Origin of the sequence: Halomonas qinghailakensis (assembly GCF_025820815.1) — a bacterium.
Lineage (GTDB): Bacteria > Pseudomonadota > Gammaproteobacteria > Pseudomonadales > Halomonadaceae > Vreelandella > Vreelandella qaidamensis.
In genome coordinates this window covers 2,682,450-2,696,215 of record NZ_CP096973.1, presented here as the reverse complement: position 1 = coordinate 2,696,215, position 13,766 = coordinate 2,682,450, and the positions used below count along the sequence as shown (strand labels likewise).

Here is a 13,766-nt window from a genome sequence, read left to right as displayed (position 1 = left end):
CGGGGGCGGCTACACAAAGGCTGTTTGCTGAAAACTATCTCTGGCAATCACTACGCCATGCCATTTCCGTAACGCTGGGTGCTCTTCCTTCCAGTTCACTTCTGGCAGCCTGAAGGCCAAATAATCTAGCGCTACAGCGATAGCGATTTCACCAAGAGTCATCGACGGCGTCAGTTGACTTTCGTTTAGCTCGCTGCCGAGTTGCTGAATGATGCGTTGCATCGCCCGTTGGCGCCTGCGCCCAAGCTCACTTTGATCAATCTCAGGGCCATGGTGTTTTCTAGCAATCACCGTGGTGAAAGCGGCGTCCATAAGGTTTTGGCCAAGCCCCGCTAGGTGCATTACATCAGCCAAGCGTGATGGGGGCATCATCGGCACGCTGGGGCTGATGCTATCAAGATAAACAGCGATCAGCATCGATTCGCTCAGCGTCGTACCATCGTTTGTCACTAGCGCAGGAATTCGCCCAGCGGGATTAACGTCCAGCAACGCTTGGTCATCTGCCCAAGGGTCGCACCAGCGCAAGGTAACGTCACCTGCCAGACCTTTTTCCAGCAATATAATCCGCGCGAGGCGCGCATAGGGTGACGTGGCGTTCAGGAAGAGTTGCATTACTGTCTCCGTTTTTGGCCTAAAAAAGGAACGTGGCGCTGCTCCACACCACGACTAAGCAGCACCAGTACAAAGCCACCTATCAACACTACACTGCTAATCAAAAATAGCGGCAAGTACGTACCCCACGCCACATATAGCCCAGACATCACGTAACCAGAAAACGCCTGAGCCGCAGCGAAAGCAGCCGTCGCTTGCCCCCAGAGTTTTTTGTGGGCTCCTGGGCCAACTAACTCAGCAAGTCGACCAGACGTTAGCGCCACAATGCCAGGGATCATCGCGCCCACCACGAACGATGAAACTGACTGGCTAAGCAGCGCGAGCGAAAAGACAGGCAGAGATACAGCGGCCGCCTTGGCTAAAAACGCGAGGGTTAAACCACGATGCCAGCCCACTTTTCGCGCTAACGCTCCTACTACCAGTGGCCCGCACACAGCGCCCAAGCCGAAAATCCCCCACTGAAGAGACGCTGCTTGATGCCCTAAGGCATTTTCTCGGGCGAGATAGTCCACCCAAAATACGGTATGGGGAACAAACCCGATGGCGTCCAGGGCATACGCACCGATCACCAATAGCACGGCGACGTTTACCGCTGCATACCCGTTCTGGCTCGCCGCCCCTTCGTTACCTGTCACCGGCGGTAAGGACACCCGAGTAACACCGCGGTCACCTACCAACCCCGCCACGATGCATAGCAGGCCAAGCGCGCCCCAAGTAGCGGTTAGGCTGAACTCCAGCAGCATAGGTACTACCGATGCTGAAAGCAGCGCACCGAGCCCAATGCCAGTGAAAACCAGGGCACCGACACCGGCTCGTCTTTCCGGGGGCGTTGCCGATAGAGCCATCGATGGGCCAACCACCATCAGAATAGCGCCAGCCATACCTGAGACTAATCGCCAAAAGAAGAACCAACTAAAAATGCCAGCCCCCGCACATAGAAAAAAGCTTAGCGCGATCGCCACGAAACATGCTCCCATCACCGCGCGAACAGGAAAGCGTTCACTCAAGGAGTGAGCAATCAATGCACCGATAAAGTAACCAAGAAGATTGGCAGCCCCCAGGTAAGCCCCTTGGCTGGCGGTAAACCACCCCTCTTGAATCAGCGCCGGTAATAGCGGTGTGTAGGCAAAGCGGGCAATGCCGATGCCTGCCAAGGTAGCCATTACGCCGGTCACCAGAGCAGGCAAATCTTTGCTGTTGATCATATCGTGTCCTTACTGAATCGCTGTGTGGAAAGTGTGGCGTCGGGCGTATTTGCTAGTAGCCTACTCACACCAACAATTCTTTAGAAACGATTTATAATGATAATAGCTATCTTATTTAGAGATAGCAGAAGCTTGGGGGAGATGGGAATGCAATTGAAATCGTTGCGGCTGTTTAAGGCGGTGGCAGAGACAGGCAGTTTTATGGCCGCTGCGAAGCAATTACACACGGTGCAATCTAACGTGACCACGCATATCAAAAAGCTGGAGGAAGAGTTAGGCGCGCAGCTGGTTCATCGCGCTGGTGGCGTGCGCCTTACCTCTGCCGGGCGGGCATTACTGGGTTACGCCGAACGGTTGTTAGCGGTACATGACGAAGCGTTAGCGCTATTTCAAAATGCAGAGAACGCTGCTGGCCAGCTGCGCTTAGGATCGATGGAAACTACCATGGCGCTGCGTCTTCCCCCAATACTGGCGGCCTATCATGCCAACTTTCCAGACGTGGATATGACGCTGGCGACAGGCCCCACCGCCAGCTTGATCGAGAAACTTATGGTCGGTCAGGCGGATGGCATTTTTGTGGCAGGCGCTGTCGACCATCATCGCTACCATTCGCTCAAGGTGTTTAGCGAACAACTTGTACTGGTAAGCTCAACCCCTATGACCAGTGTACCCAGCGCTGAAGAGCTGCTGACAGCTACGTTTTTAGCATTTCGCCAGGGATGTAGCTATCGCCAACGTATTGAATTGCTGCTGGCATCTCAGGGAATTAATGCGGTGCGTGTTTTTGAATTTGGCACGCTAGATGCCATGCTTGGCTGCGTCGCGGCTGGGATGGGTTACACCGTGTTGCCACGTATTACTATTGAAGCCCACCGGCACCGCTTCGGCATTCACACGATGGAACTGCCCTCCGCCATTGCCAATATCGATACCTATTTTGTGACACCAGAACCCGCCTCTTGGTCACCCGCATTAGCGCGCTTTGTTGATACGCTACATCAGGAAGCTGGGCTATAGACTCGCCCTCACTCTTCATCTCATGTCTTTTGAGCAATCAAGTACGCGCCCCGTGCAACCATAGCCAATATCGGCGGGAGTCATCGGGGCCTTTTCAAGACGAGGTTACTGAACGATTTCCTCAATTGAGCGTTTGCCATCCAGCAATGTGTATTCCTGATTAATAATGCTCGCCGTTTGCACCACATGCAGCAGCGCATGCGCGACGTTAGCCCGTGAGATTTGGTTATCGCCCGCTTCATCCACTGAGCTAGCAAACTGGCGGCTGGCTGTTTCGTCGGTCAAGCGTCCTGGTTTAAGGATCACATGAGGGAGATCGCTGTTGCGTAAATGCGCATCGGCAGCGAATTTAGCAGCCATATAAGGACGCAGCTTTTCCGGTGCTTCCAACGGGTTTTCTGCTCTCATGGCACTAACCATAATATAGCGAGAGAGACCTTTTTGACTGGCCACATCCGCAGCGCGAATGGCACCAAAAAGATCAATCATCAACGTTTTATCTGGCCCGGTGTGAGGTCCAGACCCCGCAGTAAAGACAACTTGGTCGCAACCTTCAAAGGCATGTTCAAATTCACCTTCCAAATCGGCGACAACACTGTCAATGCCACGCTCGTTAAACCATGATGCTTGCTCTTCGCTTCGGATCATCGCTTTGACAGGCGTGCCTGCCTGCTGCGCCAGCTCGCAAAACTGTTTACCTATCTGGCCGTTTGCACCAATGACTAGCGTCGTCATGCCTATTTCTCCTTTTGAGTGTCCTCTATCCTTTAGTTGCAGGCATTTTTGTTGAATTCAACCTTTACTAAGGCGTTGTTTGTTGATGTTGCATTGACTTTAGCGCCTACCGATGAGGATAGACGACAAACGCTAGCTTGTTGCCGTCTGGGTCTCGCACGTAAGCTGAATAAAATCCTGCGCCATATTGCGGTCGATAACCAGGTGCACCTTCGTCGCTGCCGCCATTGTGAATGGCTAACTGATAGAGCGTATCGACCTCTTTAGGGTCAGCAAATTGAAACGCTGTCATGCTGCCATTGCCAGCGCTAGCTGGATAACCATTAAAGGGTAAACCCACAAAGAACCTCGGCACATCGACATCATCCGGGTCTCCAAACGACACACAGGAATCGTCTTGCCAGCACACATCTAGCTCCATCGTGCTGAACAACGGCGCATAAAAATGAAGTGCACGCTCGAGGTTATGCGTTCCCACCATTGTGTAAGCAATCATTGTGGCTACCTCTTATCGTCAATCTCCCTGTTTATCTGCTTATTTTATCTACGTCCTTTATTTACTTAAGTCAGATAAGCTCCGATCACGGGGTGACCAGTGAGAAAATAAATAGCCCTCCGGTCCGGTCCCTACTCTCACATCGCAAAGCCACGCTTCTAGCTCGCCTAGAGTCAGGACTATTGCCGAGTAGGCGATGAAAGCGTTTATTTAAGAATAGCGGATGTTGCACGGCGATAAGCGTTAAATGACATAGCCACTTATCAAAGCGTGCTGTTTTGTAATAAGGGCTACCCATTTGATATTTGCGTGGCGAGAGCTGTAGGATAATTGAACAATCATTCAATTAAGGAATTTCTATGCAACGTCATCCACTGATTGCTGCCGTGTCATTGGGTCTTTTTGCTGGTGCTGCTGCGTCCACTGCTACCGCAGAGACAACACCGCTAGAGCAACAGCTAAAGGATCTGGAATCGTTTCAGGTGATTGCCCATCGCGGTGCCAGCGGCCATGCGCCGGAAAGCACCATGGCAGCCTATGAGCTAGCCCATGAGTGGGGTGTGGATTACTTAGAGCTGGATGTTCAGCTCACCTCCGATGGCGAGTTAGTGATCTTTCACGATGATGCTATCGATCGCACAAGTGACGGCGAAGGCAAAATTAATGATTACACGCTAGAAGAACTCATGGCACTGGACACCGGTACGTGGTTCAACGAAGCCAATGCTGAAAAAGCTGATGCGGCCTTTGAAGGTGCACAAATACTTACCCTCGAAGCGCTATTTGAGCGCTTTGGTCACGATGCGCGTTACTACATTGAGACTAAATCTCCCCAGTTAAACCCAGGATTAGAAGAAGCCCTGGTTGAGACGCTTGAAAAGCACGAAATGATTGAAAATGGCCGTGTGCTAGTGCAATCGTTTGAACAAGATAGTCTGCTAAAAGTACGTGAGCTAAATGAACGTGTCCCGCTCATTCAGTTAGTGTGGTACTCGCCTAGCGAAGAAGATAATGATCGTTTAGTGGAGTGGACAGGCGTTACCCCAGGGCCAGCAGAGATTACTGATGAAGACTTTCAAGCTATTGCAGAGTACGCGGTGGGTATTGGCACTAACGTGACGTATAACGGCGAAGACGTTATTAATGCGAGTTTTATTCGCCAAGCTCAAGAAAACGGCCTTCCCGTGCACGTTTACACCATCAATGAAACTGATGAGATGAAGCGTTTGCAAGACTGGGGCGTCAACGGTTTGTTTACCGATTACGCTGACCGTCTTCTTGATATTTTATAACCCACGTATGGGCTCATTTACGACGTAGCCGGTTGTCTAAAATCCTGAACTGAAACGCTGGCGAATTTTTCTAAAAAAAACACCAGCGTTTCAGGATGCTGAAAGCGGCGTTCAAATGTCTCTTGACCATTTCTGCCTCGGCGTATCACCTTGGCATGATAGTGATCGCCTATTTTAGTGACATTAACACTATTTTCTTGCTCTCCTTCGCAATGAACAGCAGACAGAGGCGAAGCGCTATCGAGCAAGACTGTAAGCTGCTGCGCTGCATCCGCTTCTTGAGGTGTTGCCCATAGGGGCTGATCACGCTTGCCGTAATGGAATAGCACAATGACCAGCATGACTGAGAAGATACTGCTTGTTAACATCCAGGTTAAAGCGACATTTGACACCGGCATGGTAAAAATTACCAACAGCTGCCCTACGGCCATAACAGCCAGTACTAACGCTAATGGTTGCCACATGCGAGGGTTCATAAACCCACGTTTTAATATGTAACCCCACAGCCCTATTACAGCCAGTGCCCCCACTATAAGGTGGGCTGCAGCAAACGGTGTGCCCCCTCCTGAAAAAATGGCGATTAGCCCGATAAGTGGAAGTAAGCTGTAAAAAGCCGCTAGCAGGTAATAAGCGCGCTGAAGGTTCATCCATAGCTCCTTTTATTGTTATCGGCACTCATCTTGATATCCCACCAGTATAGATGAAGGCTGCAAACGTGCAGCGCAAGAAGGCTTGCCTTTTAAACGCCTTGCAGCAGGAGATGGTAGCCTCCTCGCGCTTGACCCGCTGGTTACTTCATTTCAAAGCCGCGCTTAACTAGAAAATCACGCATGTGGGGGCGCAATTTTGAATCGAAAAGCGGCGTTAGGTTATGTGACCAATCCGACACTTTATTGCCAGTACTGCGTGATTGGTAGTATGCCTTCATGGTGCTGTCAAAAGCGTCGACGTGATCGGTATCTTCACAATAAGTATCTTCTTTGAGGATGGCCTCTACCGGCAAACGCGGTTTGACCTCAGGCTCATGGGCTGGATAGCCAAGGCACATACCAAACACCGGATAGACATGGTCAGGCAGCTGCAATAGCTCACTAATCGCTTGGGGGTTGTTGCGGATACCACCGATATAACAAATACCCAGCCCTTCTGATTCCGCCGCTATCGCCACGTTTTGAGCCATTAAAGCCGTATCAACGGTGGCGACCAACAGCTGTTCGGTCATGCCTCGTTCTACGTTGGCGCCGGTACGTTTAGAGGCCTCTGTTGGGCGCTTCATATCAGCACAGAACACTAAAAACACCGCACTACTTGCCACGTAACCTTGCCCACCAGCAAGCTCAGCAATTTTTTCACGATTAGCCGCATTTTTTACGTTAATCACTGTGTAGGCCTGTACATGACTCGATGTCGCAGCAGCCTGACCTGCCTTAATGAGTTCTAACAATAATCCGTGGGGTATTTCCTGATCAGTAAACTTGCGTATCGAACGGTGAGATTGAAGCAGTTTAATAACATCGTTCATTTCGTCTCGCCTCTTTATGCTTGATATAATGAATGTAAGTGCTAAAAATGCCCTCGCCTATTTCATTAACGATGCACGTTAGCGGTTCGCTGCTTGTGCTCTTGAAGTGCTTGTGCTGCTAAATTCAGGTTTAGCGCATGCTATTGATAGCAAGCTATACTAAATCAAGTCATTGGGTCACCCCCCAACAAATACCGACGCTAGGAAGCCGATATGTCTAATGCCCCTCACACGCCGTCAGGGCAGGAATGGAATGCCAGCCACTATGCGCAACATGCGGGTTTTGTCCCAACGTTAGGTGACGATGTCATGAAGCTGCTAGCACCCCAGCCTGGACAGCGCATATTGGACCTTGGCTGTGGGGATGGCGCGCTCACCGAACGCATTATGCAAACAGGTGCTGATGTGCTCGGCGTCGATGCCTCAGAAAACATGGTGGCCGCTGCCCAGCAGCGCGGCGTCAACGCTCGGGTTGTCGATGGGCATCAGCTGCCTTTTGACCATGAGTTCGATGCAGTATTTAGCAATGCAGCGCTGCATTGGATGCTAGATCCTCAGACGGTGTTAGCAGGCATCAAGCGCGCGCTAAAGCCTGGCGGACGTTTTGTGGCAGAGTTTGGCGGGCATGGAAATGTTGCAGCTATTTGCACAGCGCTGATTGCCTCGCTTCAATTTCGCGGCATTAGCTCGCATGGACGCCACCCGTGGTATTTTCCAACCACTGAAGAGTATGCACACCTGCTTCAAACTGTTGGTTTTCACGTTGATACAATCGAGCTGATACCCCGCCCTACCCCGCTACCTACCGGCGTAGCGGGCTGGCTCGAAACCTTTGCAAGCCCCTTTTTGCACGGGCTAGATGAAGATCTGCGCAACGCCATTATCGATAACACAATACAGCTGCTCGCTCACAGCTTAAGCGATGGTCAAGGTAACTGGACCGCTGACTATGTCAGGCTGCGTGTCTCGGCCCACGTGTAGTAGAACCTTCATCCGCTCTAAACAGGAAAAACCCACTGTTACTAACGGTGGGTTTTTCGTTCTTAGGGCATTAATATCGGTGCAAGCTGCTAGGCGGTATAGATATTAATACGAGTGTTGATATGGATGTTGATAGCCACACTACGCCGTGGTGTTTTTCAACGTCGCCATATCAATAACAAAACGATAGCGCACGTCGCCTTTCTCCATACGCTCAAAGCCTTCATTGATATTATTGATATCCAACATCTCGATATCGCAGGTGATATTGTGCTCAGCACATAGCGCGAGCAGCTCTTCAGTCTCAGCGATACCACCAATCAGCGAACCGGCAACGACCCGACGCTTGAACACTAAGTTAAACGCTTCGATAGCAGGCTCAATTGGCTCCAGCAGGCCAACAATAATATGTGTACCGTTGTACTTCAGCGATGCTAAGTAAGGGTTAAGATCATGCTGAACCGGAACGGTATCCAACATGAAGTCGAATGTTTCAGCGACGGCGTCCATCTGCGCTTGATCACTCGATACCACAACATGATCGGCTCCGTTACGCTTGGCTTCTTCCACTTTAGCGTCAGAACGAGTAAACACGGTCACTTCCGCACCCAGCGCTTTAGCTAGCTTAACTCCCATATGACCCAGGCCACCCATACCAATTACACCGATTTTGTGCCCCTTGCCAACGCCAAAGTGTTTAAGCGGCGAATAGGTGGTAATACCGGCACAAAGAATGGGCGCAGCGGATGCTAGGTCAATGCCATCTGGCATTTGCAACACAAAATGCTCACTCACCACGATAGAGTCGGAGTAGCCGCCCTGGGTTAACGTACCGTCTTGGCGGTCTGGGCTACCGTAGGTCATGGTGAAGCCTTCTAGGCAGTACTGCTCCACGCCGTCTTTACAGGCAGAGCAAGTGCGGCACGAGTCTACCATGCAACCAACGCCCACTAAGTCGCCCGTTTTAAAGCGTGTCACATCCCCCCCTACGGCAGTCACACGGCCAACAATCTCATGCCCTGGCACCACAGGGTATTGGCTCATGCCCCAATCATTGCGTGCAAAGTGCAAATCACTATGGCAAACGCCACAGTAAAGAATATCGATGGCAACATCGTCTGAACGTGGTTCACGACGATCAAAGGCATACGGTGCGAGTGGTTTATCAGCGGAGAAGGCAGCGTAAGATTTTGCTTGGCTCATGGAAACTCCTTAATAGGTTTTCCGCGTAAGTGGGAAAGTGCCTTTATTATTCGCTGCTAAACGTTAGATAGCGATGAGCGAAGCTATGTTTTTTTTGCTTATTTCTCTATTTAACTGCAATAAAATAACAAAAAATCCCAAAAAAATATCATAATCGTCGTGTAATCCTGATTTCCAACCCAGTTAGGAGGCTTCATAGTGGCCAGTACTGCTCTCGCAGGCAATGCGCTCGCTGACTTGATCGCACCGCTAGTAAAACGTGATGGAATAAGCGTTTCTCGATTGTCCAGAGTGGGGGTGCTTTGCTTGGCACGACGTCAGGAACGTACTCCTTTGATGTACGAACCTAGCCTAATCATCATCGCCCAAGGCCGAAAAGTCGGCTACTTAGGTGATCGAGAGATTCACTACAACCCTGGCCACTATCTTGTGCAAACCCTGCCACTACCCTTTGAGTGTGAAACTCACGGCTCACCAGAAGCCCCCCTGCTAGGTATATCAGTGACATTGGACCCGGCATTACTGAGCGAAATGGTTACCGCCATGGGCAACATGAGCCTACCGTTCACTTCACCTAAACCGATGGCATCAGTTGCTATGAATGAGGGCATGCAGGCCGCTATGCTACGGCTAGCAAGCACGCTACATGATGATATTGAGTGTTCAACGATGGGGGAAGCGCGTATTCGAGATGTGGTGTTTGAGGCACTAAAAGGGGAACAAGGCCCAGCACTGCGGGCATTGGTTAAAGGGCACGGGCACTATTCGCGCATTGTTCAGGTGCTATCGCAGCTGCACAGACACTTTGCCGAGGACTTTACCGTTGATCAGTTAGCCCAGCAGGCCAATATGAGCATATCGACGTTTCATCAGCACTTTAAGCAAATTACGCGCTCGTCTCCCGCGCAGTACTTAAAGCGACTGCGCCTACTTAAAGCGCAGCAGCTTTTATTGCAAGATAGCCACAATGTGAACCAAGCTGCGCAGGCAGTCGGTTATCGCAGCGTTCCCCAATTCAGCAGGGATTATAAGCGCTACTTTGGCGCATCGCCGCTACAGCATAAACGCCAGGAGCAGGCGTTACGCGCCTAGACGCCCAACATATTGGAAAACACTTATTGATCGTGTTTATTTAGCAAAAATCTGGCTCTGATCTTTAAACGCTTTGAATTCCAAGGCATTACCACAGGGGTCGAGTAAGAACATAGTCGCCTGTTCACCGACTTCGCCTTTAAAACGTATGTAAGGCTCAATTACGAAATCTGTCTTCCGCGCTTTTAAGCGCTCGGCTAAAGCTTCCCATTCACCCCACTCTAAAATGACACCAAAGTGCGGTACTGGCACATTATGGCCATCGACAGGGTTAGTGTGGGCGCTCTCTTGGCCTGGGGTTTTCGGATGTTCATGAATAACTAACTGGTGGCCAAAGAAGTTAAAATCGACCCAATGATCGCTAGAGCGCCCCTCCTCTAGACCAAACACATCGTTATAAAACACTCGTGCCAAAGCGACATCGTAAACAGGAATGGCTAAGTGGAAAGGGGAAAGGCTCATGAATGTCTCCCATTGATTTGCAGTGGTTGGTTAATAGCAGGGGAATGGCGTTACTTTCGATGACTAGCGCGTTGCGCTGTCACTGTGCAAACATCCTAAAACGCGCCGTAAAAAAATAAAATCAATCATTAACTGAACTCAACTGAAAAACGCCTTAATACACTAAATTGAACAGAGCTGACCCTATGAACCCTGAAGATCTCGAGAAGCTAGTAACGCGCACCATGCCATTTGGTAAATACGAAGGCTGGTTGATTGCCGACTTGCCTGGTCCTTATTTGAACTGGTTCGCACGAGAAGGGTTTCCAAACGGAGAAATTGGCCAACTTCTACACTTGATGCATGAAATTGACCACAATGGTTTGAGTGATTTACTGAGTCCTCTACGTAAAGAAACGCCCAAAAAAGCGGGTAATCAACATTCAAACTAACGTAGGCTGCCATTATTAACTGCGTCATTATCAGGAGGCCGACATGGCAAAAGGCGCGAACCACCAACAACGAAGAGCCAGCAAAGCCACCGTGCTACTTGCCTGGCTGAGCATGTTAGCGCTGATCGTCGCAGCTTCCTTATTAGCAGGCGCAGGGCCAGCCTATCGCTGGGAGTTGATTGGCCTGGGCGACGCCTTTAATTTTATGCGCAATGGTGTCTATGCCGCCACCGCCGCTGTAGGGTTAAGCGTTCTGCTACTCCTGATAAGCATCTTTACTCGCCGTATTGGCGCCAGCGTCGTGGCTATCTTCGTTATTGTTGCAACCGCTGCCCTGTTGTATATGCCGTGGCAGCAGTGGCAGCGTGCACAGCAGGCACCCGTCATTCATGACATTACCACCGACACCCAAAACCCACCCGCCTTTGTCGCATTAAGAGCTGCTCGCGAGGCGGCGCCCAATGCGGTTGATTACCCTGGAGAAGCCACCGCACACCAACAGCAAAATGCTTATCCTAATGTGCAGCCTATACACGTAACGGCACCTAAAGCGACTGTGCTTGCGGCCGCTCAGGCAGAAGTAGAAGCGTCTGGCTGGCAGATTGCTGCGATAACAGAGAGTACTATTGAGGCGACTGCGACAACCCATTGGTTTGGCTTTGAGGATGACGTCATTATTCGCCTGACCGAACAACAAAATGGCGTGCAGGTAGACATGCGCTCCGCGTCCCGGCTGGGGGCCAGCGATGTCGGCACCAACGCACTACGTATAGAGACCTTCCTGGATAATCTGGGCAAGCGGTTAGAATAACGATCCTATCTGATGCGGCTTTCACCTGTGGACTGAGTTAACGATAGCAAACCAATTTCAGTGCATTTCTTTCAGTGCATTTGGTTAGTACGCGTGGCGGCTTCTCTGCTCAGAATTTGCTGCGCGTCTAACGAGCCAATGGCTACCTCTACGTTTCTTGGAATATCACCGCTTAATTGAAGCGCTTGGTAACGCAGCGCACAAACCCTCAAGAACGAGGTAAAGTTGCCAAGATCATGCCCTGCATCTATCGACTCGTGATAAAGCCGTGTGATGAGTTGGGCGGTATTCATTCCATCCCGTTGCGCCATCTCTTCCAGAAGGTGCCAGAAGTAGTTCTCCATGCGGACGCTAGTTACCATGCCATCAATACGCAGCGAGTGTGTGGCGCTTCGCCATAGCTCAGGGTCTGCATCAATAAACAGTTTGCACATCATTATGCCCTCTCTGCTATCACAGTACATTGCCTGCTCTTGAGCTTGTTCGTCAGATTAATGCCTAACAGAAAACGCACCCAGCAGCGTCTAATACAACGTTTACTCCGATATCACCGGGTGCGTAAAGAGATAACCTATCAGTGTTACTTATCCAACAGCGCCATAAACTGGGCAAGCCAAGCAGGGTGTGCGGGCCAAGCAGGTGCCGTTACCAAGTTGCCATCTGTCACTGCATCGGTGACCTCCAAGTTAGCGAAGTGTCCGCCAGCGAGCTCCACTTCTGGTTGGCAAGCCGGATAAGCCGAACACTGCTTGCCTTCTAGCACCTTCGCCGCGGCCAACAACTGCGCGCCATGACAGATTGCTGCGACCGGTTTCTGGGTTTCAAAGAAGTGTCTCACCATCGCCAGTACTTCTTGGTTTAAACGCAAATACTCCGGCGCACGGCCGCCAGGAACTACCAAAGCATCGTAGTCAGCGGGGTTAACCTTGGCAAAATCGGCGTTCAGAGCGAAACGGTGACCAGGCTTTTCAGTGTAGGTTTGGTCACCTTCAAAATCATGAATTGCCGTTGCCACGGTATCACCGGCTACTTTGTCGGGACACACCGCGTCGACGTGATGTCCAACCGCCATCAGCGCCTGGAAAGGCACCATCGTTTCGTAATCTTCAGTGAAATCTCCGGTAATCATTAAAATTCGCTTGTTGCTCATCTCACTTCTCCTTGTCGTTATTGGTCGAGGCCCAGAGCACACGCGTGGCGTGTTAGATGAGAGTAGCAAGCGCTTTTACTCAGTGGGTAGTAAACCGCTACTACATCTAACATTGGTAACGATGACGCTCCGCTAGTGCTCGCAGCAGGCCAGCGCTCGGCTATTCCTGACACACGCCATGACTGATAATGGACCATCCACCTCTGATCGGCTCCTTGGTGCTAAGTGTGCTAGCCTTATGAGCCATATTCGACATAAAGGAACTGAATGCTCACTATTTCTAATAGCGTGACGATAGCGGATTGGGAGATTGATATCAGCCAGATCAGAGCTCAAGGCTCGGGAGGCCAAAACGTCAATAAAGTCGCTTCTGCGGTGCATTTACGTTTCGATATTCAAAGCTCTACACTACCGCCGATCTATAAAGAGCGTTTAATGGCGCTATCTGATCAGCGCATTAGTAAAGAGGGTGTAGTGATTATTAAAGCCCAGAGCTATCGCACCCTGGAATTGAACAAAGAGGATGCTCTTGCTCGCTTAAAAGCATTGATTCAAAGCGCAGGAAAGCAACAGAAAATGCGTCGGCCAACGAAGCCCACCAAAGGTTCGCAGCGCCGCCGTGTGGATCACAAAACTCGTAAAGGCAAAACAAAGTCACTGCGTGGTAAAGTATCGATCTCGTAAAATACGCACTGACTATAAGCGGTTCAAACTGGTTATAAAATATTCACCGATCATAAACTGTGAGCTGAGTATG

The 13,766-nt window shown here is 50.6% G+C and carries 17 protein-coding genes; 7 read left to right on the top strand and 10 right to left on the bottom strand.

Annotated features, from left to right (window positions below; translation table 11 throughout):
* Nucleotides 1–9: 9 nt before the first annotated feature.
* Nucleotides 10–612, bottom strand: coding sequence for a glutathione S-transferase N-terminal domain-containing protein (locus M0220_RS12495; RefSeq protein WP_264017793.1), 603 nt, complete (start codon nucleotides 610–612; stop codon nucleotides 10–12).
* Nucleotides 612–1,817, bottom strand: a complete 1,206-nt coding sequence (locus M0220_RS12490) for a YbfB/YjiJ family MFS transporter (protein ID WP_030073464.1) — start codon at nucleotides 1,815–1,817, stop codon at nucleotides 612–614. Before M0220_RS12490 ends, M0220_RS12495 begins: the two co-directional genes overlap by 1 nt.
* A gap of 147 nt (nucleotides 1,818–1,964) precedes the next feature.
* Between M0220_RS12490 and M0220_RS12485 the strand changes: the two genes are divergently transcribed.
* The gene (locus M0220_RS12485) at nucleotides 1,965–2,834 is read left to right on the top strand and encodes a LysR family transcriptional regulator (protein ID WP_264017792.1); all 870 of its coding nucleotides are present in this window, start codon (nucleotides 1,965–1,967) and stop codon (nucleotides 2,832–2,834) included.
* Nucleotides 2,835–2,939: 105 nt separating this feature from the next.
* Here M0220_RS12485 and M0220_RS12480 read toward each other — a convergent pair whose 3' ends face one another.
* Together M0220_RS12480 and M0220_RS12475 are read right to left on the bottom strand one after the other, a co-directional pair.
* On the bottom strand, nucleotides 2,940–3,569 hold the full coding sequence (locus M0220_RS12480) for an SDR family oxidoreductase (protein ID WP_030073466.1): 630 nt from the start codon (nucleotides 3,567–3,569) through the stop codon (nucleotides 2,940–2,942).
* A gap of 106 nt (nucleotides 3,570–3,675) precedes the next feature.
* A complete protein-coding gene (locus tag M0220_RS12475) occupies nucleotides 3,676–4,065 on the bottom strand; it encodes a VOC family protein (protein WP_264017791.1) in 390 nt (129 codons plus the stop codon).
* A 359-nt stretch (nucleotides 4,066–4,424) separates the two neighbouring features.
* On the opposite strand from M0220_RS12475, the gene M0220_RS12470 reads away from it, so the two are divergent.
* Nucleotides 4,425–5,357 (top strand): glycerophosphodiester phosphodiesterase, encoded by a 933-nt coding sequence (locus tag M0220_RS12470; protein WP_030073468.1) that lies wholly within the window; start codon nucleotides 4,425–4,427, stop codon nucleotides 5,355–5,357.
* Nucleotides 5,358–5,374: 17 nt separating this feature from the next.
* On the opposite strand, the gene M0220_RS12465 is transcribed toward M0220_RS12470, so the two are convergent.
* Both M0220_RS12465 and nfsA read right to left on the bottom strand, forming a co-directional pair.
* Nucleotides 5,375–6,004, bottom strand: a complete 630-nt coding sequence (locus M0220_RS12465) for a hypothetical protein (RefSeq protein WP_030073470.1) — start codon at nucleotides 6,002–6,004, stop codon at nucleotides 5,375–5,377.
* Between the two features lie 143 nt (nucleotides 6,005–6,147).
* Nucleotides 6,148–6,879, bottom strand: a complete 732-nt coding sequence (gene nfsA, locus M0220_RS12460) for an oxygen-insensitive NADPH nitroreductase (protein WP_030073472.1) — start codon at nucleotides 6,877–6,879, stop codon at nucleotides 6,148–6,150.
* A 213-nt stretch (nucleotides 6,880–7,092) separates the two neighbouring features.
* On the opposite strand from nfsA, the gene M0220_RS12455 reads away from it, so the two are divergent.
* Nucleotides 7,093–7,860 (top strand): class I SAM-dependent methyltransferase, encoded by a 768-nt coding sequence (locus tag M0220_RS12455; protein ID WP_264017790.1) that lies wholly within the window; start codon nucleotides 7,093–7,095, stop codon nucleotides 7,858–7,860.
* 141 nt (nucleotides 7,861–8,001) lie between these two features.
* Here M0220_RS12455 and M0220_RS12450 read toward each other — a convergent pair whose 3' ends face one another.
* Entirely contained in the window at nucleotides 8,002–9,063 is a 1,062-nt protein-coding gene (locus tag M0220_RS12450) for an NAD(P)-dependent alcohol dehydrogenase (protein WP_030073476.1), read from the bottom strand.
* A 198-nt stretch (nucleotides 9,064–9,261) separates the two neighbouring features.
* Between M0220_RS12450 and M0220_RS12445 the strand changes: the two genes are divergently transcribed.
* Nucleotides 9,262–10,155: an AraC family transcriptional regulator gene (locus M0220_RS12445; RefSeq protein ID WP_264017789.1), complete on the top strand. Its 894-nt coding sequence runs from the start codon at nucleotides 9,262–9,264 to the stop codon at nucleotides 10,153–10,155.
* 36 nt (nucleotides 10,156–10,191) lie between these two features.
* Here the strand turns inward: M0220_RS12445 and M0220_RS12440 are convergent, their stop codons facing one another.
* Complete coding sequence (locus M0220_RS12440; protein ID WP_264017788.1) at nucleotides 10,192–10,617, bottom strand: VOC family protein; 426 nt, start codon at nucleotides 10,615–10,617, stop codon at nucleotides 10,192–10,194.
* A 185-nt stretch (nucleotides 10,618–10,802) separates the two neighbouring features.
* On the opposite strand from M0220_RS12440, the gene M0220_RS12435 reads away from it, so the two are divergent.
* Nucleotides 10,803–11,048, top strand: a complete 246-nt coding sequence (locus tag M0220_RS12435; protein ID WP_030073482.1) for a DUF3820 family protein — start codon at nucleotides 10,803–10,805, stop codon at nucleotides 11,046–11,048.
* 43 nt (nucleotides 11,049–11,091) lie between these two features.
* A complete protein-coding gene (locus M0220_RS12430) occupies nucleotides 11,092–11,859 on the top strand; it encodes a DUF1499 domain-containing protein (RefSeq protein WP_264017787.1) in 768 nt (255 codons plus the stop codon).
* 71 nt (nucleotides 11,860–11,930) lie between these two features.
* Here M0220_RS12430 and M0220_RS12425 read toward each other — a convergent pair whose 3' ends face one another.
* Both M0220_RS12425 and M0220_RS12420 read right to left on the bottom strand, forming a co-directional pair.
* Nucleotides 11,931–12,293 carry a ribbon-helix-helix domain-containing protein gene (locus tag M0220_RS12425; RefSeq protein WP_030073486.1) on the bottom strand — a complete coding sequence of 121 codons (363 nt, stop codon included), beginning with the start codon at nucleotides 12,291–12,293 and terminating at the stop codon, nucleotides 11,931–11,933.
* A 146-nt stretch (nucleotides 12,294–12,439) separates the two neighbouring features.
* A complete protein-coding gene (locus M0220_RS12420; RefSeq protein ID WP_030073488.1) occupies nucleotides 12,440–13,009 on the bottom strand; it encodes a DJ-1/PfpI family protein in 570 nt (189 codons plus the stop codon).
* 267 nt (nucleotides 13,010–13,276) lie between these two features.
* Between M0220_RS12420 and arfB the strand changes: the two genes are divergently transcribed.
* Nucleotides 13,277–13,693 (top strand): alternative ribosome rescue aminoacyl-tRNA hydrolase ArfB, encoded by a 417-nt coding sequence (gene arfB, locus M0220_RS12415; protein WP_264017785.1) that lies wholly within the window; start codon nucleotides 13,277–13,279, stop codon nucleotides 13,691–13,693.
* The last annotated feature ends 73 nt before the right edge of the window (nucleotides 13,694–13,766 follow it).

Excerpts from the sequence above, each read along its gene's own strand:
- M0220_RS12495 (WP_264017793.1), bottom strand. The coding sequence starts at position 612 with ATGCAACTCTTCCTGAACGCCACGTCACCCTATGCGCGCCTCGCGCGG.
- M0220_RS12490 (WP_030073464.1), bottom strand. The coding sequence starts at position 1,817 with ATGATCAACAGCAAAGATTTGCCTGCTCTGGTGACCGGCGTAATGGCT.
- M0220_RS12485 (WP_264017792.1), top strand. The coding sequence starts at position 1,965 with ATGCAATTGAAATCGTTGCGGCTGTTTAAGGCGGTGGCAGAGACAGGC.
- M0220_RS12480 (WP_030073466.1), bottom strand. The coding sequence starts at position 3,569 with ATGACGACGCTAGTCATTGGTGCAAACGGCCAGATAGGTAAACAGTTT.
- M0220_RS12475 (WP_264017791.1), bottom strand. The coding sequence starts at position 4,065 with ATGATTGCTTACACAATGGTGGGAACGCATAACCTCGAGCGTGCACTT.
- M0220_RS12470 (WP_030073468.1), top strand. The coding sequence starts at position 4,425 with ATGCAACGTCATCCACTGATTGCTGCCGTGTCATTGGGTCTTTTTGCT.
- M0220_RS12465 (WP_030073470.1), bottom strand. The coding sequence starts at position 6,004 with ATGAACCTTCAGCGCGCTTATTACCTGCTAGCGGCTTTTTACAGCTTA.
- nfsA (WP_030073472.1), bottom strand. The coding sequence starts at position 6,879 with ATGAACGATGTTATTAAACTGCTTCAATCTCACCGTTCGATACGCAAG.
- M0220_RS12455 (WP_264017790.1), top strand. The coding sequence starts at position 7,093 with ATGTCTAATGCCCCTCACACGCCGTCAGGGCAGGAATGGAATGCCAGC.
- M0220_RS12450 (WP_030073476.1), bottom strand. The coding sequence starts at position 9,063 with ATGAGCCAAGCAAAATCTTACGCTGCCTTCTCCGCTGATAAACCACTC.
- M0220_RS12440 (WP_264017788.1), bottom strand. The coding sequence starts at position 10,617 with ATGAGCCTTTCCCCTTTCCACTTAGCCATTCCTGTTTACGATGTCGCT.
- M0220_RS12435 (WP_030073482.1), top strand. The coding sequence starts at position 10,803 with ATGAACCCTGAAGATCTCGAGAAGCTAGTAACGCGCACCATGCCATTT.
- M0220_RS12430 (WP_264017787.1), top strand. The coding sequence starts at position 11,092 with ATGGCAAAAGGCGCGAACCACCAACAACGAAGAGCCAGCAAAGCCACC.
- M0220_RS12425 (WP_030073486.1), bottom strand. The coding sequence starts at position 12,293 with ATGTGCAAACTGTTTATTGATGCAGACCCTGAGCTATGGCGAAGCGCC.
- M0220_RS12420 (WP_030073488.1), bottom strand. The coding sequence starts at position 13,009 with ATGAGCAACAAGCGAATTTTAATGATTACCGGAGATTTCACTGAAGAT.
- arfB (WP_264017785.1), top strand. The coding sequence starts at position 13,277 with ATGCTCACTATTTCTAATAGCGTGACGATAGCGGATTGGGAGATTGAT.